At 74.4% G+C, this 20277-nt stretch carries 16 protein-coding genes; 8 read left to right on the top strand and 8 right to left on the bottom strand.

Features of this window, described 5'->3' with window-relative positions; translation table 11 throughout:
* Position 1: 1 nt before the first annotated feature.
* Both AC0IVP_RS11340 and AC0IVP_RS11345 read right to left on the bottom strand, forming a co-directional pair.
* Positions 2-874 carry an NAD(+)/NADH kinase gene (locus AC0IVP_RS11340; protein WP_200939013.1) on the bottom strand — a complete coding sequence of 291 codons (873 nt, stop codon included), beginning with the start codon at positions 872-874 and terminating at the stop codon, positions 2-4.
* A gap of 58 nt (positions 875-932) precedes the next feature.
* Positions 933-2366 (bottom strand): dihydrolipoyl dehydrogenase family protein, encoded by a 1434-nt coding sequence (locus AC0IVP_RS11345; protein WP_471756635.1) that lies wholly within the window; start codon positions 2364-2366, stop codon positions 933-935.
* Between the two features lie 33 nt (positions 2367-2399).
* Between AC0IVP_RS11345 and AC0IVP_RS11350 the strand changes: the two genes are divergently transcribed.
* From AC0IVP_RS11350 to AC0IVP_RS11375, 6 genes are all read left to right on the top strand, one after another.
* Complete coding sequence (locus AC0IVP_RS11350) at positions 2400-2912, top strand: flavin reductase family protein (RefSeq protein WP_471756637.1); 513 nt, start codon at positions 2400-2402, stop codon at positions 2910-2912.
* A gap of 77 nt (positions 2913-2989) precedes the next feature.
* The gene (locus AC0IVP_RS11355; RefSeq protein ID WP_471756639.1) at positions 2990-5602 is read left to right on the top strand and encodes a bifunctional FO biosynthesis protein CofGH; all 2613 of its coding nucleotides are present in this window, start codon (positions 2990-2992) and stop codon (positions 5600-5602) included.
* A gap of 356 nt (positions 5603-5958) precedes the next feature.
* The gene (locus AC0IVP_RS11360) at positions 5959-6693 is read left to right on the top strand and encodes a hypothetical protein (RefSeq protein WP_471756641.1); all 735 of its coding nucleotides are present in this window, start codon (positions 5959-5961) and stop codon (positions 6691-6693) included.
* On the top strand, positions 6690-8171 hold the full coding sequence (locus tag AC0IVP_RS11365; protein ID WP_471756643.1) for a glycosyltransferase family 2 protein: 1482 nt from the start codon (positions 6690-6692) through the stop codon (positions 8169-8171). The genes AC0IVP_RS11360 and AC0IVP_RS11365 overlap by 4 nt, the downstream gene beginning before the upstream one ends.
* 121 nt (positions 8172-8292) lie before the next feature.
* Positions 8293-9993, top strand: a complete 1701-nt coding sequence (locus tag AC0IVP_RS11370) for a DUF885 domain-containing protein (protein ID WP_471756645.1) — start codon at positions 8293-8295, stop codon at positions 9991-9993.
* 9 nt (positions 9994-10002) lie between these two features.
* Positions 10003-11013, top strand: a complete 1011-nt coding sequence (locus AC0IVP_RS11375) for an NADPH:quinone reductase (RefSeq protein WP_471756647.1) — start codon at positions 10003-10005, stop codon at positions 11011-11013.
* Between the two features lie 160 nt (positions 11014-11173).
* Here AC0IVP_RS11375 and AC0IVP_RS11380 read toward each other — a convergent pair whose 3' ends face one another.
* From AC0IVP_RS11380 to AC0IVP_RS11390, 3 genes are read right to left on the bottom strand one after another with little or no spacing between them, the layout of a single operon-like run.
* Positions 11174-12334 carry an acyl-CoA dehydrogenase family protein gene (locus AC0IVP_RS11380; RefSeq protein WP_471756649.1) on the bottom strand — a complete coding sequence of 387 codons (1161 nt, stop codon included), beginning with the start codon at positions 12332-12334 and terminating at the stop codon, positions 11174-11176.
* 1 nt (position 12335) lies between these two features.
* Complete coding sequence (locus AC0IVP_RS11385; protein WP_471756651.1) at positions 12336-14342, bottom strand: acetyl/propionyl/methylcrotonyl-CoA carboxylase subunit alpha; 2007 nt, start codon at positions 14340-14342, stop codon at positions 12336-12338.
* 39 nt (positions 14343-14381) lie between these two features.
* A complete protein-coding gene (locus AC0IVP_RS11390; RefSeq protein ID WP_157519462.1) occupies positions 14382-14558 on the bottom strand; it encodes a hypothetical protein in 177 nt (58 codons plus the stop codon).
* 98 nt (positions 14559-14656) lie between these two features.
* Here AC0IVP_RS11390 and AC0IVP_RS11395 point away from each other — a divergent pair, with 98 nt between their 5' ends.
* Positions 14657-15184, top strand: coding sequence for a ferritin (locus AC0IVP_RS11395; protein WP_056297267.1), 528 nt, complete (start codon positions 14657-14659; stop codon positions 15182-15184).
* A 1-nt stretch (position 15185) separates the two neighbouring features.
* Here the strand turns inward: AC0IVP_RS11395 and AC0IVP_RS11400 are convergent, their stop codons facing one another.
* Positions 15186-16799 (bottom strand): carboxyl transferase domain-containing protein, encoded by a 1614-nt coding sequence (locus tag AC0IVP_RS11400; RefSeq protein ID WP_471756653.1) that lies wholly within the window; start codon positions 16797-16799, stop codon positions 15186-15188.
* A 68-nt stretch (positions 16800-16867) separates the two neighbouring features.
* Here AC0IVP_RS11400 and AC0IVP_RS11405 point away from each other — a divergent pair, with 68 nt between their 5' ends.
* Positions 16868-17467, top strand: a complete 600-nt coding sequence (locus AC0IVP_RS11405) for an SACE_7040 family transcriptional regulator (RefSeq protein ID WP_056297261.1) — start codon at positions 16868-16870, stop codon at positions 17465-17467.
* 6 nt (positions 17468-17473) lie between these two features.
* Here AC0IVP_RS11405 and budC read toward each other — a convergent pair whose 3' ends face one another.
* Both budC and AC0IVP_RS11415 read right to left on the bottom strand, forming a co-directional pair.
* A complete protein-coding gene (gene budC / locus AC0IVP_RS11410) occupies positions 17474-18247 on the bottom strand; it encodes a meso-2,3-butanediol dehydrogenase (protein ID WP_471756655.1) in 774 nt (257 codons plus the stop codon).
* Positions 18248-18314: 67 nt separating this feature from the next.
* Complete coding sequence (locus AC0IVP_RS11415) at positions 18315-20276, bottom strand: hypothetical protein (protein ID WP_471756657.1); 1962 nt, start codon at positions 20274-20276, stop codon at positions 18315-18317.
* Position 20277: the final 1 nt, after the last annotated feature.

Here is a 20277-nt window from a genome sequence, read left to right on the forward strand (position 1 = left end):
CTCAACCCGGGGTCGAGGCTCCACCGGGGTGCCGGCGGCGGAGCTCGTCGGGCACCAGCTCCAGCAGCTCCTCGGGCAGCAGCGGGAGGTCCAGCAGGGACAGCTTGACCCGGCTGCGGTCCGCGGCGAGGGAGTCCTCGATGCGCACCAGCAGCCCGGCCTCGGCGCGCGCGGACACCTCCAGCACGTCGCCGGCGCGCACCCGTCCGGTGAGCAGGCCGTCGACCTCCACCGCGGGGCCGCCGGCGGTGAGCTCCAGGCGCAGCGGCTCGCCCGGCCCGAGCACCAGCGAGCGGCTGATGCCGTTCATCGGGGCCGAGGGCGTGACCAGGATGCCCTCGGCGCCGGGGCTCATCACCGGGCCGCCGGCGGCGTAGTTGTAGGCCGTGGAGCCCATCGGGGTGGCGATGATGAGCCCGTCGCAGCGGTAGTGGCCGTAGCGGCGCCCGCTCACCGACAGCGCGCCCTCCACCATCCCCTCGCCGGGGACGCGGGCCAGCACGACGTCGTTGAACGCGACGGTCTCCCACCCCGGCCCGCGGACGACCAGACAGCTCCGGGACTCGGTGGTGGACCGGCCCTCGGCCATCGCGGCGAGGGCCTCGTCGAGCTCCTGGCCCTCCACCTCGGCGAGGAACCCGAGGCGGCCCAGGTTGACCCCGAGGACCGGCACCGGGCGGTGGGCGAGCAGCCGCATGGCCCCCAGCAGCGTGCCGTCCCCGCCCAGCGCGATCACCCCGTCGCAGGCGCCGGCCAGCTCGGCGACGTCGACCGGCCGGACGCCGGGCACCTGCAGGCGCTCGACGTCCGGGGCGGCCGCGACCAGGTCCACGTCGTGGGTGGACGTCCAGGCCGCGACCTGGGCCGCGGCCACGGAGCAGTCCCGACGGGGGTGGAGCACCAGGCCGATGCGGCCCGACGGGTGCACGCGGTCAGCCCCGGAGCGTCTCGAGCAGGCGCAGCCAGACCTCGTTCATCGTCGGGTAGGCCGGCACGGCGTGCCAGAGCCGGGAGACCGGCACCTCGCCGACGACGGCGATGGTGGCCGCCTGCAGCATCTCCGACACCCCGGGCCCGACGAAGGTGACGCCGACCAGCACGTCGCGGTCGGTGTCCACCACGGCGACGGCCTTGCCCGTGTAGCCGTCGGCGAACAGCGCGGACCCGGCCACGTTCCCCAGCTCGTAGCGGACGACGGTGTGCGCGAGGCCCCGCTCCTGCGCCTGCGCGGCGGTCAGCCCGACGGAGGCCACCTGCGGGACGGAGAACGTGACCTGCGGGGTCGCGGCGTCGTCGGCGGTGGCGACGAACGGGGACCAGGCGGCCATCGAGACCTGCTCGCCGGTGGCCCGGGCGATGATCGCCGCGCCGCCCTGGCGAGCCTGGTACTTGCCCATGTGGGTCAGCAGCCGGCGGCCGTTCGCGTCGCCGATGCCGTACAGCCAGTCGACGCCACGGACCCTCAACGTGTCGTCGACGTCGAGGTACTCCCCCGGGGTGAGGCCGACGGTGTCCAGGCCGATGTCGGAGGTCCGGGCCCGGCGGCCGGCGGCGACCAGGAACTCGTCCCCGCGCACCTCGCCGTCCGCGGTGGTGACGACGACCTCGGCACCCTCCCTGCGGACCGCCGTCACCGACGTGTTCAGCCGCACGTCGACCCCGCGTCCGCGCAGCGACTCGGCGACCGCGTCACCGGCCTCGGGCTCCTGCCCGGCGAGCAGCCGGTCCCCGCGCTGCAGCAGGGTGACGTGCGAGCCCAGCGCCGACCAGGCGGTGGCCATCTCGACCCCGACGACCCCGCCGCCCAGCACGACCAGCCGGCCGGGGGCGGCGGTGGCGCTGGTGGCCTCGCGGGCGGTCCAGACGCCGACGTCCTCGATGCCCTCCAGCGGCGGGACGGCGGCCTCGGACCCGGTGGCGACGACGACGGCGTGCGTCGCGGTGAGCCGGGTGGTGCTGCCGTCGGCGGCGGTGACGACGACGGTCTTCTCCCCGTCCAGGCGCCCGGTGCCGCGCAGCAGCGTGATGCCGGCGCCCTGCACCCACTGGACCTGGCTGGAGTCGTCCCACCCGCTGGTGAAGGAGGTGCGGCGGGCCAGGGTGGCCGCGACGTCCTGCTCGCCGGTGACGGCGGCGGCCGCGCCGGAGACCGCGCGGGCCTCCTCGAGCACCTCGGTGCCCCGCAGCAGCGCCTTGCTGGGCATGCAGGCCCAGTAGGAGCACTCGCCGCCGACGAGCTCGCTCTCCACGAGCGCGGCCGACAGCCCGCCGCGCACCACGGTGTCGGCGACGTTCTCTCCGGTGGAGCCGGCGCCGAGCACGATCACGTCGAAGGTCTGGTCCGCAGGGGTCTGTGCAGTGCTCACCGACCCATCCTCACGGTGTGGTCGACTGCCCGCATGCCGGTCGATCGTGCCCAGTTCTCCGACGCCCTCCGGCAGTACGCGGCCGGTGTGGTGCTGATGTGCGTCCAGGACGACATCGACGACGTCGGCACGACCGTCACCTCGCTGATGAGCGTCTCGGCCGACCCGCCCCTGGTGGCGGTCGCGCTGACCACCGCCGGGTACCCGCTGGAGGTGCTGGAGTCGGTCGGGTCGTGTGCGCTGACCGTGCTGGGCACCGAGCACGAGATCGTGGCCAGCCGGTTCGCCTCCGCCGGGCGACCCAGCGCCCGGCACCTGCTGGAGACCGTGCCGTGGCGGCGGGCCGGGCACAGCGGCGGCATCGTGCTGGAGCAGGGCCTGGCCGCCCTGGACTGCCGGGTGCACGAGCTGGTCGCGGCCGGGGACCACACCCTGGCCGTGCTCGAGGTGGTCGACGTCCCGGTGCTGCGGGAGACCGGGGACCCGCTGCTGCGGCTGCGCGGGCGCTGGGCCGACGGCCGGGGGCAGGCCCTCCGCCGCGGGTGACCGGCCCTCTGCCGCGGGTGACGGGCCCTCCGCCGCGGGTGGCGGGCCGGGTGCGGGCGACTACCGTCGATCGGACGATGACTGCTGCACCCTTCTCCGAGTCCGCCGTCCGCCGCGCCGTCGTCCGGGCCGAGCGCGGGGTCCGGCTGGACGCCCTCGAGGCGGAGACCCTGCTGCACGCCCGCGGGCTGGCCCCGGGCGAGCCGCTGGACCGGCTGCTCACCGCGGCCTCCCGGGTGCGCGACGCCGGGCTGGCCTCGGCCGGGCGGCCCGGGGTGCTCACCTACAGCCGCAAGGTCTTCATCCCGCTGACCCACCTGTGCCGGGACCGCTGCCACTACTGCACGTTCGTCACGACGCCGGGGCAGCTGCGCGCGGAGGGCAAGGCCCCGTTCCTGTCACCCGACGAGGTGCTCGCGGTCGCCCGCGCCGGCGCCGAGCTGGGCTGCAAGGAGGCGCTGTTCACCCTGGGCGACCGTCCACAGGACCGCTGGCCGGTGGCCGCGGAGTGGCTGGAGGCGCACGGCTTCGACTCCACCCTGGGCTACCTGCGGGCCATGGCGGTGCGGGTGCTGGAGGAGACCGGCCTGCTCCCGCACCTGAACCCGGGGGTGCTCAGCTGGGAGGAGATCCAGCGGCTCAAGCCGGTCTCGGCGTCGATGGGGATGATGCTGGAGACGACGGCGACCCGACTGTTCACCGAGCCCGGGGGCCCGCACTTCGGTTCCCCGGACAAGGACCCCGCCGTCCGGCTGCGGGTGCTGGAGGACGCCGGCCGCTCCGCGGTGCCCTTCACCACCGGGGTGCTGCTGGGCATCGGGGAGGACGCCGCCGAGCGGGTGGACGCGGTCCTGCAGATCCGGGCCTCGGCGCAGCGCCACGGTCACGTGCAGGAGGTGATCGTGCAGAACTTCCGGGCCAAGCGGCGCACGGCGATGGCCGCGACCGAGGACCTCGCGCTGCAGGAGTACGTGGCCGCGGTCGCCGTCACCCGGCTGCTGCTGGGGCCCGCCGCGCGGGTGCAGGCGCCGCCGAACCTGACCGACCCGGCCGAGCTGGGCCTGCTGGTGCGGGCCGGCGTCGACGACTGGGGCGGGGTCTCGCCGCTGACCCCGGACCACGTCAACCCCGAGCGGCCCTGGCCGCACATCGACACCCTCACGCAGCTGACCGCCGACGCCGGCTTCACGCTGCGCGAGCGGCTGGCCGCCCAGCCGCCGTACGTGCAGTCCCCCGAGCCGTGGCTGGACCCCCGGGTGCGACCGCACGTCGCCGCGCTGGCCGGCCCGGACGGACTGGCCGTCGAGGGCCGGCGGCCGGTCGGCCGCCCCTGGCAGGAGCCCGACGAGTCCTGGGGCGCCTCGCACACCGGGACCGGCCGGGTCGACCTGCACACCGCCATCGACACCGAGGGCCGCACCGACGACCGGCGCAGCGACTTCGACGCCGTCTACGGCGACTGGTCCGAGCTGCGCGAGCGCACCACCGCCGCCCGGGACGGCTCGACCACGGCGCTGCGGGTCGGTGACCCCGAGGTGCACGCGGCACTCGGCCGGGCGGAGCTCGACCCGGCCGGGCTGACCGACGCCGAGTACCTGACGCTGCTGGGTGCCGATGGCGGCGACCTGGACGCCCTCGCCGCGCTGGCCGACGCGGTGCGCTGGGACGTCAACGGCGACGACGTCACCTACGTGGTGAACCGGAACATCAACTTCACCAACGTCTGCTACACCGGATGCCGGTTCTGCGCGTTCGCCCAGCGGCGCACCGACGCCGACGCCTACACGCTGTCCCTGGAGCAGGTCGGCGACCGGGTGGACGAGGCCTGGGCCGGCGGGGCGACCGAGATCTGCATGCAGGGCGGCATCCACCCCGACCTGCCCGGCACCGCCTACCTGGACCTGGCCCGCGAGGTGAAGCGCCGGCAGCCGGGCATCCACCTGCACGCCTACTCACCGATGGAGGTCGTGAACGGTGCCGCCCGCACCGGGCTGTCGTTCACCGAGTTCCTGCTCGCGGCCAAGGAGGCCGGGCTGGACTCGATCCCGGGCACGGCCGCGGAGATCCTCGACGACGACGTCCGCTGGGTGCTGACCAAGGGCAAGCTGCCCACCGCCACCTGGCTGGAGGTGGTGGAGGCCGCGCACCGCGTGGGGCTGCCCTCGACCTCGACGATGATGTACGGCCACGTCGACACCCCCGCGCACTGGGTCAACCACCTGCGGACGCTGGCGGCGCTGCAGGACCGCACCGGCGGGTTCCGGGAGTTCGTGCTGCTGCCCTTCGTGCACCACAACTCCCCCATCTACCTGGCCGGCGTGGCCCGCCCGGGGCCGACCAACCGGGAGAACCGGGCCGTGCACGCGGTGTCCCGGCTGCTGCTGCACGGTCGGATCGACAACATCCAGACCTCCTGGGTCAAGCTCGGCGACGCCGGCACCCAGGTGGTGCTGCAGGGCGGCGCCAACGACCTGGGCGGGACGCTGATGGAGGAGACGATCAGCCGGATGGCCGGCAGCGAGAACGGCTCGCTGAAGACCGTCGCCCAGCTGGAGGCGATGGCCGCGGCGATCGGCCGGCCCGCCCGCCAGCGCACCACCGAGTACGGCACGCCGACCGACGAGCGGCTGGCCACCGCCCGTTCCGACGCCGGGCGACGGGCACTGACCCTGCAGGTCACCCCCGTCTGAGGCCCGCCACAACCACCCCGGGGGGCCCACGGTCGTCGACCGTGGGCCCCTCGGCGTCCCGGCCCCTCACCCACGGTGACACCGCTCGAGTCCGGATCCGTTCCGGTCACCCCCTGGGATGAAAAGCGGAACCAGGTGACCCGTTGGGGTTTGACCTGCGGCTCGACCTCTTGACGCCCCTTCACGCTGAGTCACATGGTGATCACCGACAGGCCCGGGACGACGTCGACCCGGTGGTGCCGCGTCGACCCGGAGCCCCGGTCCGACGCCCGCGGCACCGACCCCCCACCGTCGGACCCGGTGCCAGCCACCGCCGCCCCGCGACCCAGCCGGTCGCACCAGGAGACACACCCGAGATGCCAGCCCACAGGGCCCCCACCCGGCGACTGGGCCCCGCCGTCCGCCGCGCCGGTGTCGTGCTGCTCAGCGTCGCCGCGCTCAGCTCCTGCCAGCTGCCCGACGTGAGCATGAGCCCGTCGCTGGACGCCGGCTCCAGCTCCGCGGCAGCCCGCACCACCTCCGCCTCCCCCAGCGCGACCCCGACCTCCTCGTCGGCGCCCGCCGAGGAGGCCGTCCAGGCCGTCGTCACCCCGGAGCCCGCCGCCCCGGTCCGCGCCCCCGGCGAGCTCGACGTCGGGTCGGTGACCCACGTGCTGGCCGCCGGTGAGCGTCAGCTGGTCATCGACTGGTGGACCACCGAGCAGGCCGCGGCCTGGACGGCGTCGGGGTCCAAGACGCTGCAGCTGTCCGCCCACCTCGAGGGCGGTGACCCCGACGACGAGCTGCTCGTGCTGGTCACCCGGTTCACCGCCGTGCTCGACGACGGCACCACCCGGACCCAGGTCGACGAGGACTCCGGTGAGTTCGTCATCCAGGCGCCGTACACCTACGGCACCGTGCTCACCCTGCCGCCGTCGGCCGGGGAGGCGACGGCACTGACCGTCGACGTGCAGTTCGACCTGCTCATCGAGACCGAACCCGGCTCCGAGCGCTACTTCCGCCAGACCGTGCTGGACAGCCTGGTGCTGCCCCTCGCGCTGCCCGCCACCCCCGCCGCCACCGCGCCCGTCGCAGCCCAGGAGAACCCATGACCGAGATCGCCGTCCAGGGCATGCGTCGGGCCACCGACCGCGTCACCCTCCTCGCCCGGAGCGGGGGCGAGGTCCCCGACGTCAGCACCCTGGTCCCCGAGCAGTTCACCGACCGGCGCACCACCTCCACCCGGCGGCACGCCACCATCGCCTGCGTCATCCCCGCCTACAACGAGGAGGGGACGATCCGGGCGGTGCTGACCTCGATCCTGTCCCAGACCCGGCCCCCGGACACGGTGCACGTCGTCATCAACAACACCGACGACGACACCGGCGAGATCGCCGGGGAGTTCGTCGGCGAGCACGAGCGCACGGTCAAGGGCCAGAAGTACACGACCACCGTGCACGTGCACGACATCGGCGTGAACCCGGACAAGAAGGTCGGCGCGCTCAACTACGGCTACTACGTCAGCCGGGCGCACGACTACATCCTCGGTGTCGACGGCGACACCACCCTCGACCGCTTCTGCGTCGAGTGGATGGAGAAGGAGATGGTCACCGACCAGCGCATCGGCGGTCTGTCGGCGATCTACTCCTTCGACAAGTCCACCGTCCACGGCCCGATGGCCAAGTTCCTGGTCGCCGGCCAGCGCGCCCAGTTCGCCGGGTTCAACATGGACAACCTGGTCCGTGGCCGGAACATGGCCGTCCTGGGTGGTCAGTGCAGCCTGTTCAGCGTCCGCGCGCTGGAGCAGGTCATGTACCTCAACCACCAGGCCGCGCCCTGGGTGCGCGACTCCGAGGTCGAGGACTCCAAGCTCTCCCTGCAGATCAAGGACGCCGGCTACAGCACCAAGATCAGCGCCCGGGCGCGCGCCAACGTGGGCCCGATGGAGACCCTCCGGTCGCTGCACGGCCAGCAGGTCAAGTGGAACTACGGCGGCATCGACCTGCTGTGGCCCGGTCAGCGCGGGGACACCAAGGGCCAGCCGACGCACCCGAACCTGCGCCTGCGCTGGTACGAGAACATCGCGATGGTCTTCAACATCTTCAGCCGGATGGCGTTCCTGCTGCTGCTGGCCGCGGCCCTGAGCATCGACGCCTTCGTGTTCAACCCCGTGTGGCTGATCCCGCCGGTCGTGGCGACCTGCCTGAACCTGCGCATCGCGGCCTCGATGCACGACAAGAGCGGGTCGGACATCTTCTACGCGCTCCTCGTGGCGCCGGCGGAGATCTACATGTGGCTGCGCATGGGCCACTTCCTCACCGCCTGGACCCAGTTCTTCGCCCGCTCGGACAAGGACAACTGGGCCGCCCAGGCCGCCGCAGAGCGCGGTCGCGGGTCGGCGTACGTGATGCCGCTGGTGTGCGCGGTCGCCACCTTCGCGGTGCTGATCTTCGCCTGGAGCCAGCAGAGCGTGCAGCTGCAGTCGGCCATCCTGTCCATCGGCTGGCCGGTGCTCTACCTGCTCACCGTGCTGCAGACGGTCTTCATGCTCAAGAAGCTGGTCCGCCGCCAGCGCGGCTTCCAGGTCTGAGCCACCTGGCCACCAGCACCAGCACCAGCACCAGCACCACCAGCACCACCGCACCACCGCAGTGCCGTGCGCCCGGCCGGACGACCCCCGTCGTCCGACCGGGCGCACTAGCGTCGGGGCGGTGAGCGACTCCCCCCGACAGCCCTCGGACCTCGACCGCCTGGCCGACGCCTTCGTCGACGCCTACGCCGCGATCGACCCGGTGACCGCCACCCACATCGGCGTCCCCGGGCACGACGACCGGTGGCCCGACCTGTCCCCCGCCGGCCGGGCCGCGCACGCGGACCTGCTGCGCACGACGGTCGCCGCGGCCCTCGCCTGCACCCCGGTCGACCACCGCGACGAGGTGGCCCGGGCGGCGATGGTCGAGCGGCTGGAGGCCGAGCTGGCCCGGCTGGACTCCGGCTGGGCGGCCGCGGACCTCAACAGCATCGAGTGCCCGCTGCAGGTCTTCCGCGAGACGTTCGACGTGATGCCCACGGAGACCGACGAGGACTGGGCCACGATCGCCCGGCGGCTGGAGGCCCTCCCCAGCGGGGTCGAGGGCTACCTCGCCGGCCTGGACGACGCCGCCGCGCAGGGGCGGGTGGCCGCCGCCCGGCAGGTCCGGCTCACCGCCGCGCTGGCCCGCCGCTGGGCCGGCACCCCGCACCTGCCCGGCTTCTTCACCACCTTCGTCGAGCCCGCGCCCGCCGCGCTGCGCCCGCGGCTGGACCGGGCCGCCGAGGGCGCACACGACGCCTTCCTGCACTTCGCCGACCACGTCGAGCGCGAGCTGCTCCCCCGGGCCCCGGAGACCGACGGGGTCGGCCGGGAGCGCTACGCCCGGGAGTCCCGCTACTTCACCGGCGCCGACCTCGACCTGGAGGAGACCTACGCCTGGGGCTGGCAGGAACTGGCCCGCGTCGTCGCCGAGAAGGCCGCGGTGGCCGAGGTCATCGCCCCCGGCCGCGGGTTCGCCGGCGCCGTCGAGGTGCTGGACGCCGACCCCGCCCGCGTCGTACGGGGTCGGCCGGCGCTGCAGCAGTGGCTGCAGGACACCGCGGACGCCGCCATCGCCGCCCTGGACGGCGTGCACTTCGACGTCCCCGAGCCGGTGCGGACCATCGAGGGCCGGCTGACCCCGACCTCCGGAGGCGGCGTCTACTACGGCGGCCCCACCGAGGACTTCAGCCGCCCCGGCCGGATGTGGTGGTCGCTGCCCGACGGCGTCGAGGACATGACGACCTGGCGGGAGACCACGACGGTCTTCCACGAGGGCGTGCCCGGGCACCACCTGCAGATCGGCCAGACGGTCTACAACGCCGCGCTGCTCAACCGCTGGCAGCGGCTGCTGTGCTTCGTCTCCGCGCACGGCGAGGGCTGGGCGCTGTACGCCGAGCGGCTGATGGGCGAGCTGGGCTTCCTCGAGGACCCGGGCGACCGGCTGGGCATGCTCGACGCGCAGGAGCTGCGCGCGGCCCGGGTGGTGCTCGACATCGGCGTCCACCTGGACCTGCCCATCCCGCCCGGGCAGGGCGTCGACGCCGACCGGTGGAGCTACGACGTGGCCCTGGCGTTCCTGCGCGACCACGTGTCCATGGTCGACGAGATGCTGGTCGACGAGCTGCACCGCTACCTGGGCTGGCCCGGCCAGGCGCCGTCCTACAAGGTCGGCGAGCGGGTCTTCCTGGACGCCCGGGAGCGGGCCCGCGCCCGGCACGGCGACCTTCGACCTCAAGGCGTGGCACCGCGCCGTCCTGGACCTGGGCTCGTTCGGCCTGGACCCCTTCGCCGCCGAGCTGGACCGGCTGTAGTCGCGGGACGCCGCCGGGAGGGGTAGGCAGGGACGGTGCGAGCCATCACCCACACCCAGCCCGGCGGCCCCGACGTCCTGCAGCTCACCGAGCTGCCCACCCCCGAGCCCGGACCCGGTGAGGTCCGCGTGCGGCTGGCCTTCTCCGGGGTCAACCCGACCGACTGGAAGTCCCGCAGCACCACCGACCCCGGCGACGCCGGGAAGACCCCCGACCAGGACGGCAGCGGCACGATCGACGCGGTCGGCGAGGGCGTCGACGCCGCGCGCGTGGGCGAGCGGGTGTGGGTCTGGGAGGCCGCCTGGCAGCGGTCCACCGGGACGGCCGCCGAGCACACCGTCGTCCCCACGCACCAGGCGGTGCCCCTGGGCGAGCACCCCTTCGAGCTCGGCGCCGCGCTGGGCATCCCGTTCATGACGGCGCACCGCTGTCTCACCGTGGCCGAGGAGCTGCCCGACCGGATCGGCCCCGGCACCCTGGAGGGCCGGGTCGTGCTGGTGCAGGGCGGCGCGGGCGCCGTCGGCAACGCGGCGATCCAGCTGGCGCACTGGGCCGGTGCGACCGTCATCGCCACGATCAGCTCCCCGCGCAAGGCCCAGCTGGCCGCCGCGGCGGGGGCCGACCACGTCATCGACTACACGACCCAGGACGTCGTCGCCGAGATCGGGAGGATCAGCCCGCGCGGTGTCGACGCCGTCGTCGAGGTGTCCATCGTGGCGAACGCGGCGTCCGACGTGCAGGTGCTGGCCCCCCACGCCTCGGTCGCCGTCTACGCCGACGACGGCGGCACCGAGTTCACCCTGCCGGTGCGCGCCCTGATGGCCCCCAACGCCCGTTTCCAGTTCGTGCTCGTCTACACCGCCCCGGCCAGGGCCAAGGGCCACGCGGTCGACGACATCACCGCCGCACTGGCCGTCGGGGCGATCCGGGTCGGTGAGGACGCCGGGCTGCCGCTGCACACCTACCCGCTGGCCGAGACCGGTGCTGCGCACCAGGCGGTGCAGGACGCCGTCGTCGGCAAGGTGCTGGTCGACGTCACCGCCTGAGCCCCCCGCGCCGCTGTGACACCCGGGGTGGGCGGCGTCCGGGCGCAGCCAGGACGCCGCTGCGCGCCCACTCCGGTCACCTGGCCGCAGGAGTGGTGCGGGCGCGCACCCGTGGCGCGGGTGCGCGCCCACCCGCGCTGGGGGGCTGGGGGTGCAGGGGTCAGGAGCCGACGCCGAGGGAGCGGGCGATGAGCATCCGCTGCACCTCCGACGTCCCCTCGCCGATCTCCAGGATCTTGGCGTCCCGGTAGAACCGGCCGACCGGGAACTCGTTCATGAACCCGTACCCGCCGTGCACCTGGGTGGCGTAGCGGGCGTTCTCCATGGCCATCTCCGAGCTGTAGAGCTTGGCGATGGCGGCCTCGCGCTTGAACGGCTCGCCGCGCAGCATCTTCTCCGCGGCCCGGTAGTAGGCCAGCCGCGCGGTCGAGGCGCGGACCTCCATGTCGGCGATCATGAACGCGACAGCCTGGTTCTTGCCGATGGCCTGCCCGAACGCCTCGCGCTCGGCGGCGTACCTGACGCTCTCGTCCACGCAGCCCTGGCACAGGCCCACGGCCAGTGCGGCGATGGCGATCCGGCCCTCGTCCAGGATCGACAGGAACTGGGCGTAGCCGCGGCCGCGCTCGCCGACCAGGTTCTCCTCCGGCACCCGGACGTCGGTGAAGGACAGCTCGCGGGTGTCCGAGGCGTTCCAGCCGACCTTGGAGTAGCGCTGGCCGACGGCGAAGCCCGGCGTCCCGGAGGGGATGAGGATCGCCGAGATCTCCTTGCCGCCGTCGGGCCGGGTGCCGGTGACGGCGGTGACGGTGACCAGCTCGGTGAGCTCGGTGCCGGAGTTGGTGATGAAGGACTTGGATCCGTTGACGACCCACTGCCCGTCCTCGAGCCTCGCGGTCGTGCGGGTGGACCCGGCGTCGGAGCCGCCGCCGGCCTCGGTGAGCCCGAAGGCACCCAGGGCCTCACCGGCGCAGAGCCGGGGCAGCCACTCCTTCTTCTGCTCCTCGGTGCCGAAGCGGAACAGCGGCATCGCGCCGAGGGACACCCCGGCCTCCAGGGTGATCGCCACCGAGGAGTCGACCCGGGCCAGCTCCTCCAGCGCGACGCACAGGGTGAAGTAGTCCCCGCCCGAGCCGCCGTACTCCTCGGGGAACGGCAGCCCGAACAGGCCCAGCTCGCCCATCTGCCGCACGATCGCGACCGGGAACTCGTCGGCCTCGTAGAACGCGCCGATCTGCGGGCGCACCACCTCGTGGGCGAACTCGCGGACCATCGTCCGCAGCGCCTCGGTCTCGGTGTCCAGCCGGTAGTCCAGCGTCATCTCAGCTCTCCTGTGCCTGCTCGTCGTCCGCCGCCGGTGGGGTCACCACGGCCAGCGTCTCGTCCAGCCGGACCTGGTGGCCGGCCGTCACCGCGAGCTCGGTGACCGTGCCGTCGATCGGCGCGGTCAGCACGTGCTCCATCTTCATCGCCTCGACGACGAGCAGCGGGGTCCCCGCCGTCACCTCGTCACCGACTGCTGCGCGCACCACGGTCACCGTCCCGGGCATCGGGGCGGTCACCGTGCCGCTGCTCGCCGCGGCCGCCCCCGCCGGCGCCAGCCGGGGTGCCTCCCGGAAGGGCAGCGCGTACCCCTCCACGCCGAGCCAGACCGTCCCGCCGTCCCGCGCGGTCACGTACCGGGTCGTGACGTCGCCCAGGGCCACGGCGAGCTGCCCGTCCTCGCGCCAGACCCGGGCCCGCTGGGCCTCGCCGTCCCCGACCCGGACCTCGCCGGCGGCAGCCCGCCCGCGGGTGCGGACGACGACCGGCTCCCCGCCGGGCACCTGCAGCGTCCGCGGGGTCCAGGCGTGCTCACCCAGCCGCCAGCCCCCGGGCACGGTCCACGGGTCGACGACCGGGCCGGTGGGCTCGGCGTCGGCCAGCAGGCCCAGCGCCGCCGCGGCGTAGGCCGACGCCGGCGGGGCGTCGGCCCGGGTCAGCTCCTCGCCGCGGCGTTCGATGAGCCCGGTGTCCAGGTCGCCGGCGACCACGTCGGGGTCGGCGAGCAGGGTGCGCAGGAACGTGACGTTGGTGGTGAGGCCGAGCACCGAGGTGCGGCCGAGTGCCGCGACCAGCCGGGCCCGGGCGGTCTCCCGGGTGGGGCCCCAGGCGATGACCTTGGCCAGCATCGGGTCGTAGTCGGTGCCCACGACGCCGCCCTCGACCAGCGAGCTGTCCACCCGGATGCCCTCGCCGGTCGGCTCGGTCAGCGAGAGCACGGTGCCGGTCTGCGGCAGGAAGCCGCGGGAGGGGTCCTCGGCGTACACCCGGGCCTCGATGGCGTGCCCGTCCAGGGAGACGTCGGCCTGCTCGAAGGGCAGCTGCTCCCCGGCGGCCACGCGGACCTGCAGCTCGACCAGGTCCAGGCCGGTGACCAGCTCGGTGACCGGGTGCTCGACCTGCAGCCGGGTGTTCATCTCCAGGAAGAAGAAGTCCCGCGGGTTGTCGGCGTCCACGATGAACTCGACGGTGCCGGCGCCGGTGTAGCCGACGGCGGCCGCGGCGTCGACGGCGGCCTTGCCCATCGCCGCGCGCATCCGCGGGGTCAGCAGCGGGGAGGGCGCCTCCTCCACGACCTTCTGGTGTCGGCGCTGCAGCGAGCACTCCCGCTCGCCCAGGTGGACGACGGTGCCGTGCGTGTCGCCCATGACCTGGACCTCGACGTGCCGGCTGTTGCCCACGTAGCGCTCGACCAGCAGCGTGTCGTCGCCGAAGGAGGAGCGGGCCTCGCGGCGGGCGCCGGCGATCTCCTCGGCCAGCTGGGACTCCTCGCGCACCACCCGCATGCCCTTGCCACCGCCGCCGGCCGAGGGCTTGAGCAGCACCGGGAACCCGGCCGCGACCGCGGCCGCGGCCACGGCGGCGTCGTCCATGCCGGGCTCGCTGGAGCCGGGGACGACGGGCACGCCGGCGGCCTTGACGGTCGCCTTGGCCCGGATCTTGTCGCCCATCGCCTCGATCGCGGCGACGGGCGGGCCGATGAAGGTGATCCCGGCGGCCTCCAGGGCGCGGGCGAACCCCACGTTCTCCGACAGGAACCCGTAGCCGGGGTGCACGGCCTGCGCGCCCGTGCGGCGGCAGGCGTCGAGCACCCGCTCCACCGACAGGTAGCTCTGGGTCGCCGGGGCCGGCCCGATCGGCACGGCGACGTCGGCGAGCCGGGTGTGCAGCGCCCCGGCGTCGGCCTCGCTGTAGACGGCGACCGACCGGATGCCCATCGAGCGCAGCGTCCGGATGACCCGGACGGCGATCTCGCCCCGGTTGGCGACGAGCACGGTCTGGAACATCAGGCGTCTCCCTGCTCGGGGCAGGACGACGCGGTGAGGTCAGGCCGCTCGGGCCGCCTTCGACCCAGCGGCGTCCTTGCCGACCTTGACCAACTGGCGCTTCTTGACCGTGTACCCGGGCGGGAGCGTGCCCTCGGCGAGCGCCCGCAACGGGCAGCGGCCGCACCGCGGCTTGTCCACGCAGCACTTCTTCTTCGGCATGCGCTGCTTGGCCACGTGCTGAGGTTAGCCATGCCTACCTCGACTGTGAAGGGGGGCGCCCCGGGGACCGGTACCGTCTGGACGTCGCCTGACCTCGCAGAACAGGAGCCACCGTGGCCGCCGAAGCCTTCATCACCCAGCTCAACGAGCAGATCGGCAACGAGTTCGCCGCGCACCAGCAGTACGTGGCCTGCGCGGTCTACTACGACCAGCAGACCATGCAGCAGACGGCGCAGCTCTTCTTCGACCAGGCCGCCGAGGAGCGCAGCCACGCGATGATGATGGTGCGCTACCTGCTCGACGCCGACGCCGAGGTGCGCATCCCCGCGCTGCCCGCGCCGATCAACGACTTCAGCGACGTCGTCGCCCCGATCGCCCTGGCCCTGGAGCAGGAGAAGCGGGTCACCGAGCAGGTCAACCAGCTCACCGCGATCGCCCGCCGGGAGAACGACTTCGCCTCCGACCAGTTCATGCAGTGGTTCATCAAGGAGCAGGTCGAGGAGGTCAGCAAGATGAGCGACCTGCTGGCCGTCGCCAAGCGGTCGGCGCACGACGTCGAGCAGATCGAGGACTACGTCCAGCGCGAGTCCGCCGCCGGTGAGGGCGTCGACCCCACCGCGCCGCGCATCGCGGGCGTCTGACTCACATCCGGAAGACGCCATAACCCACCTCCTCCAGAGGGGCGTGGGAGACGGCGGAGAGCGCGAGACCCAGCACGGTCCTGGTGTCGGCGGGGTCGACGACCCCGTCGTCCCAGAGCCGGGCGGTGGCGTAGTACGGGTGGCCCTGGGCCTCGTACTGCTCGCGGACCGGGGCCTTGAAGGCCTCCTCGTCCTGCGCCGACCACTCCTCGCCGCGGGCCTCCAGGCCGTCCCGGCGGACGGTGGCCAGCACGCTGGCGGCCTGCTCGCCGCCCATCACCGAGATGCGCGCGTTGGGCCAGGTCCACAGGAACCGGGGCGAGTAGGCCCGCCCGCACATCGAGTAGTTGCCCGCGCCGAACGAGCCGCCGATCACCACGGTCAGCTTGGGCACCCGGGCACAGGCCACCGCGGTGACCATCTTGGCGCCGTGCTTGGCGATGCCGCCGGCCTCGTAGTCCCGCCCGACCATGAAGCCGCTGATGTTCTGCAGGAAGAGCAGCGGCACCTTGCGCTTGTCGCACAGCTCGACGAAGTGCGCGCCCTTGACCGCGGACTCCCCGAACAGGATGCCGTTGTTGGCCACGATGCCGACCGGGTGGCCGTGGATGCGGGCGAACCCGGTGACCAGGGTCTGCCCGTAGAGGGCCTTGAACTCGTGGAACCGGCTGCCGTCGACGAGCCGGGCGATGACCTCGCGGACGTCGTAGGGCGTCCGGCTGTCCGGGGGGACGACGTCGTACAGCGTCTCGGGTGCGTGCAGCGGCTCCTCGGTGGGGACGACGTCCCAGGGCGCCGGGGCGACCGGGCCCAGCGTGCCCACGATCTGGCGCAGGATCTGCAGGGCGTGCGCGTCGTCGTCGGCGAGGTGGTCGGTGACGCCGGAGACCCGGCTGTGCAGGTCTCCCCCGCCCAGGTCCTCGGCGGTGACGACCTCACCGGTCGCGGCCTTCACCAGCGGCGGGCCGCCCAGGAAGATCGTGCCCTGCTCGCGGACGATGACCGCCTCGTCGCTCATCGCCGGGACGTAGGCGCCGCCGGCGGTGCAGGAGCCCAGCACGGCGGCCAGCTGCGGGATGCCGCGGCGGGACATCTGGGCCTGGTTGTAGAAGATCCGGCCGAAGTGCTCGCGGTCGGGGAACACCTCGTCCTGCCGGGGCAGGAACGCCCCGCCGGAGTCGACCAGGTAGAGGCAGGGCAGCTCGTTCTGCAGCGCCACCTCCTGCGCACGCAGGTGCTTCTTGACCGTCATCGGGTAGTAGGTGCCGCCCTTGACGGTGGCGTCGTTGGCGACGACGACGACCTCCCGGCCGGCCACCCGCCCGACACCGGTGATGATCCCGGCGGCCGGCGCGTCGCCGTCGTAGAGACCGTGCGCGGCCAGCGGGGAGAGCTCCAGGAACGGTGATCCGGGGTCCAGCAGGGCGTCGACCCGCTCGCGGGGCAGCAGCTTGCCGCGGGCGACGTGCTTGGCCCGGGCGCGCTCACCGCCGCCCTCGGCGACCCGGGCGAGCTCCGCGGCGAGGTCGGCGGACAGCGCCCGGTGCGCCGCGGCGTTGCGCGCCGGCGCCTCGGGGTCGGCGGGCGGGGCGCTGACGAGCACCGGTGCATCCACGCCCCGGAGGTTAACCGTCGTTCACGTCAGGGTCCAGTGCGGGGTGAACGTCGGTTAACCTGTGTCCCATGTCGTCGGAGCCGGACACCGCGCTGCACGTCGACGCCGCCCGACCCTCCCGCCGGGAGCAGATCCTGCGGGCGGCCGCGCAGCTGTTCGCCGAGCGCGGCTCGCGCAGCGTGGGCGTCGACGACGTGGGCGCCGCGGTCGGCGTCACCGGCCCGGCCATCTACCGGCACTTCGCCTCCAAGGACGCGATGCTCGCCGAGATGCTGGTCCGCATCTCCGAGCGACTGCAGGCCGGCGGGGCGGCCGTGGTGGCCGGCGCCGGGGACGACCCGGACGCCCAGCTGGACGCCCTGATCGCCTTCCAGGTGGACTTCGCGCTGGACAACCCGGCGCTTATCACCGTGCAGGACCGCGACCTGGGCGTGCTCGCCGAGGACGAGGCCAAGCAGGTCCGACGGCTGCAGCGCCGCTACGTCGAGGAGTGGGTCGAGGTGCTGGGCCGCCTGGACCCCGACGCGTCGACCTCGGAGTGCCGGGCGCGGGCGCATGCCGTCTTCGGGCTGATCAACTCCACCCCGCACAGCGCCGGGCGGCTGTCCCGCCCGGCGATGGCGGCGCTGCTGGCCCGGATGGCCCGAGCCGCCGCCACCGCCGTCTGACCGGACCTAGAGGTGCGGCTGGCCGGTCGAGGCGCTGGTCCCGCCGTCGACCGGCAGCACCGCCCCGGTGACGTACCGGGCGGCGTCGCTGGCCAGGAACAGCACGGCCGGGGCGACGTCGGCGGGCAGGCCGGGCCGGCCCAGCGCGATCCGGTCCACGAAGGGCGCGAGCGCCTCCTCGTCCCGGCCCATGCCCTCGGTCAGCTCGGTGAGGGTGAACGCCGGGGCGACCGCGTTGACCCGGACACCCTGCGGCCCCCAGTCCAGGGCCAGGGAGCGGACGAAGTTGCTGATCGCGGCCTTGGTGGCGTTGTAGGCGGCCTGCCCCCAGTCGCCCCGGTCACCGGACACGCTGGAGACGGCGACGAACGAGCCCCCGGAGGTGGCCAGGTGCGGCAGCGTCGCCTTGGCCAGGTGGAAGAAGCCGTCCACGTTGGTCGCCCGCAGCGCGGCCCAGGCGTCGTCGGAGAGCTCGGTCAACGGCCCGGACTCGTAGCCGGCGGCGTTGGACACCACCACGTCGAGCCGGCCGAACCGCTCCAGGACCCCGGCCACCAGGTCCCGGACCTGCCCGCCGTCGGAGACGTCGGCGGGCACCGCTACCGCCCGCTCGGCGGGCCGGCCCTCCAGCGCCTGCTCCAGGCGCTCCCGGCGCCGACCGGTGACGACGACGGTAGCGCCGGCGTCCAGGAACGCGTCGGTGATCGCGCGCCCGATGCCGGTGCCTCCCCCGGTCACCAGGACGACGGAGTCGGTGAAGTCGTAGCTCGCGTGCTGCACGGTGGGGCCTTCCTCGAGGGGTCGCCCGGGGAGTACCTGCACCGGGGGCGGGTCAACCGCCCCCGGCTCACTCGGCGCTGAGCTCGAGGGCGTTCTCGGCCAGGGCCAGCAGGGCTGCCGCGCTGCCCTCGCCGTCGACCCAGTCGGTCTCCACGATGGTGGCGACCTCACCGGTGGCGGCACTGGCGTACTCGGCGTCGGACAGCGCCTCGGGGCCGCCGTCGAAGCGGACGCCCTCGCGCAGCAGGTCGTTGACGTTGCCGGTGCCCGCGGTGTCGGTCAGTGACAGCAGCGCCTGCGCGCGGGCCGCGTCGGGCATGGTCACCTCGGCCACCGACACGACCGCCGGCAACCCGTCGGCCTCCGCGGACCACAGCGAGCGGACCAGCCCACCGCAGTCGGTGGTCTCGAAGAACCCGCGTGCCGCCCCGTAGGCACGCCCGGCACAGGACGCGTCGTACTGGAAGGCCTGCAGCGTGTAGGTGGTGCCGGCGACGACCTGCGTCGTGCCGATGGCCTGCCCGGTCGGGACCGCCGGCTCGCTGGTCGTGGGGGCGGCGCTGGTGGTCTGCGCCGCGGTGTCGGTCCCGCCACCGGCGGGGTCCTCGCCGTCGCGGGTGAGCAGCCAGCCGCCCAGCCCGAGGACGACGACCAGTGCCAGCGCCGCGAGCACGACCAGCAGGCCACGGCGCCGCGGGGCGGCCGGCGCGACCGCGCCCTCGGCCGGCGTTGCCGCGGCGGTGGGTGTCCAGGCGGTCGGCGGGGTGGGGCCGGAACCCGTGGACGTGGCCGGGCCGGGGCCGGTCTCGGCGAAGAACCCGCCCAGTCCCCCGGTCTGGTCCGGCTGCCGCGCGGGCGGTGCAGCGTCCTCCCAGGCCGGGGGTGACGGGTCGCTCCAGGCCTGCGCGGGGGCCCAGGCCGGCGGGGTCTGGGTGGGCGGCTCCTGCCGCAGCGGTGCGGCAGGCCGGATCTGCTGGGTGTGCTGCGGGTCGGCCGGGCGGGGCGCGGTCGGCTGCTGCGTGGTCGGCTGCTGCGTGGCACCGGCCTGCTCGGTGTGCCCCAGCAGCGCGACGGTGTCCCGCGTCGGCGTCGTCAGGACCTCCGGCAGCGGTCCCTGCGCCGAGGAGGGCTGCTCCCGGCGCCGGACCTCGGCGTCCTGCGCGGCGACGGCCGCGGCGGCCAGGGCGCCCGCGGCGGCGGGGTCGACGAGCGGGCCGCCGGGACCGCCGACCGGGGCACCCGAGGAGCCGGGGCCGGTGGCCGGGAAGTCCGGCGGGGGCACCGGGGACTGCGTGACCGGCGCCGCGGTCGGGGCGGCGGTGCGGACGGCGGGCTGGTTGGCCAGGGTCGCGGGCGCCAGCAGCTCCCGGCGACGCAGCACGTAGGGCGAGTACGGGAAGCCCTCGCCGTTGAGCTCCTCGACCGAGGGGCTGCGGCCACCCACGCCCAGGGCGTCGAGGGCGGCCCGCACGTCGGCGGTGGTCCACAGCCGGGGGTTGTCGGTGCCGGCGTAGCGGCTGGCCCGGGCGATGCCCAGCAGCAGCGAGCGCGGCTCCAGCAGCGCGACCTGGTCGCCCTCACCGAGGTCGCCGTCGGCCGGCACCAGCCCGGTCAGCTCCCCGGACAGCACGGTCAGCCGCGCGATCCGGCCGGGCTCCAGGCCGACCCGGCGCAGCCGCACGGCTGCCTCCATGCCGGCCCGCATGAGCCCGTCCAGCGTGGTCGAGCCACCACCGGCGAGCCGCAGCACGTCGCCGGGCCCGGCGCCCGGGCCGATGGTCCAGGCACCCTCGGGCAGCACGGTGACCACACCGGACTGACGGACGACCTCGACGATCCGGACCACGGCCAGGCCCTCGGGCACGAAGACGACCGCGTCGGAGACCCGGCGGTCCATCGGCCCGTCCGACAGCGGGAGGCCGGCCACCACGGCACCGCGGACGGCGCCGCCGCTGTCCCAGCTGGTGAGCTCGGAGAAGAACGCGCGCTCCGCCGACGTCTCCAGACCGGAGGGGGTGAGCGTGAGCACC

The organism is Klenkia sp. AC732 (assembly GCF_979256525.1).

Bases quoted from the DNA above. Each gene is read 5' to 3' on its own strand.
- AC0IVP_RS11350 (WP_471756637.1), top strand. From the start codon at position 2,400: ATGCCGGTCGATCGTGCCCAGTTCTCCGACGCCCTCCGGCAGTACGCG.
- AC0IVP_RS11355 (WP_471756639.1), top strand. From the start codon at position 2,990: ATGACTGCTGCACCCTTCTCCGAGTCCGCCGTCCGCCGCGCCGTCGTC.
- AC0IVP_RS11360 (WP_471756641.1), top strand. From the start codon at position 5,959: ATGCCAGCCCACAGGGCCCCCACCCGGCGACTGGGCCCCGCCGTCCGC.
- AC0IVP_RS11365 (WP_471756643.1), top strand. From the start codon at position 6,690: ATGACCGAGATCGCCGTCCAGGGCATGCGTCGGGCCACCGACCGCGTC.
- AC0IVP_RS11380 (WP_471756649.1), bottom strand. From the start codon at position 12,334: ATGACGCTGGACTACCGGCTGGACACCGAGACCGAGGCGCTGCGGACG.
- AC0IVP_RS11385 (WP_471756651.1), bottom strand. From the start codon at position 14,342: ATGTTCCAGACCGTGCTCGTCGCCAACCGGGGCGAGATCGCCGTCCGG.
- AC0IVP_RS11405 (WP_056297261.1), top strand. From the start codon at position 16,868: ATGTCGTCGGAGCCGGACACCGCGCTGCACGTCGACGCCGCCCGACCC.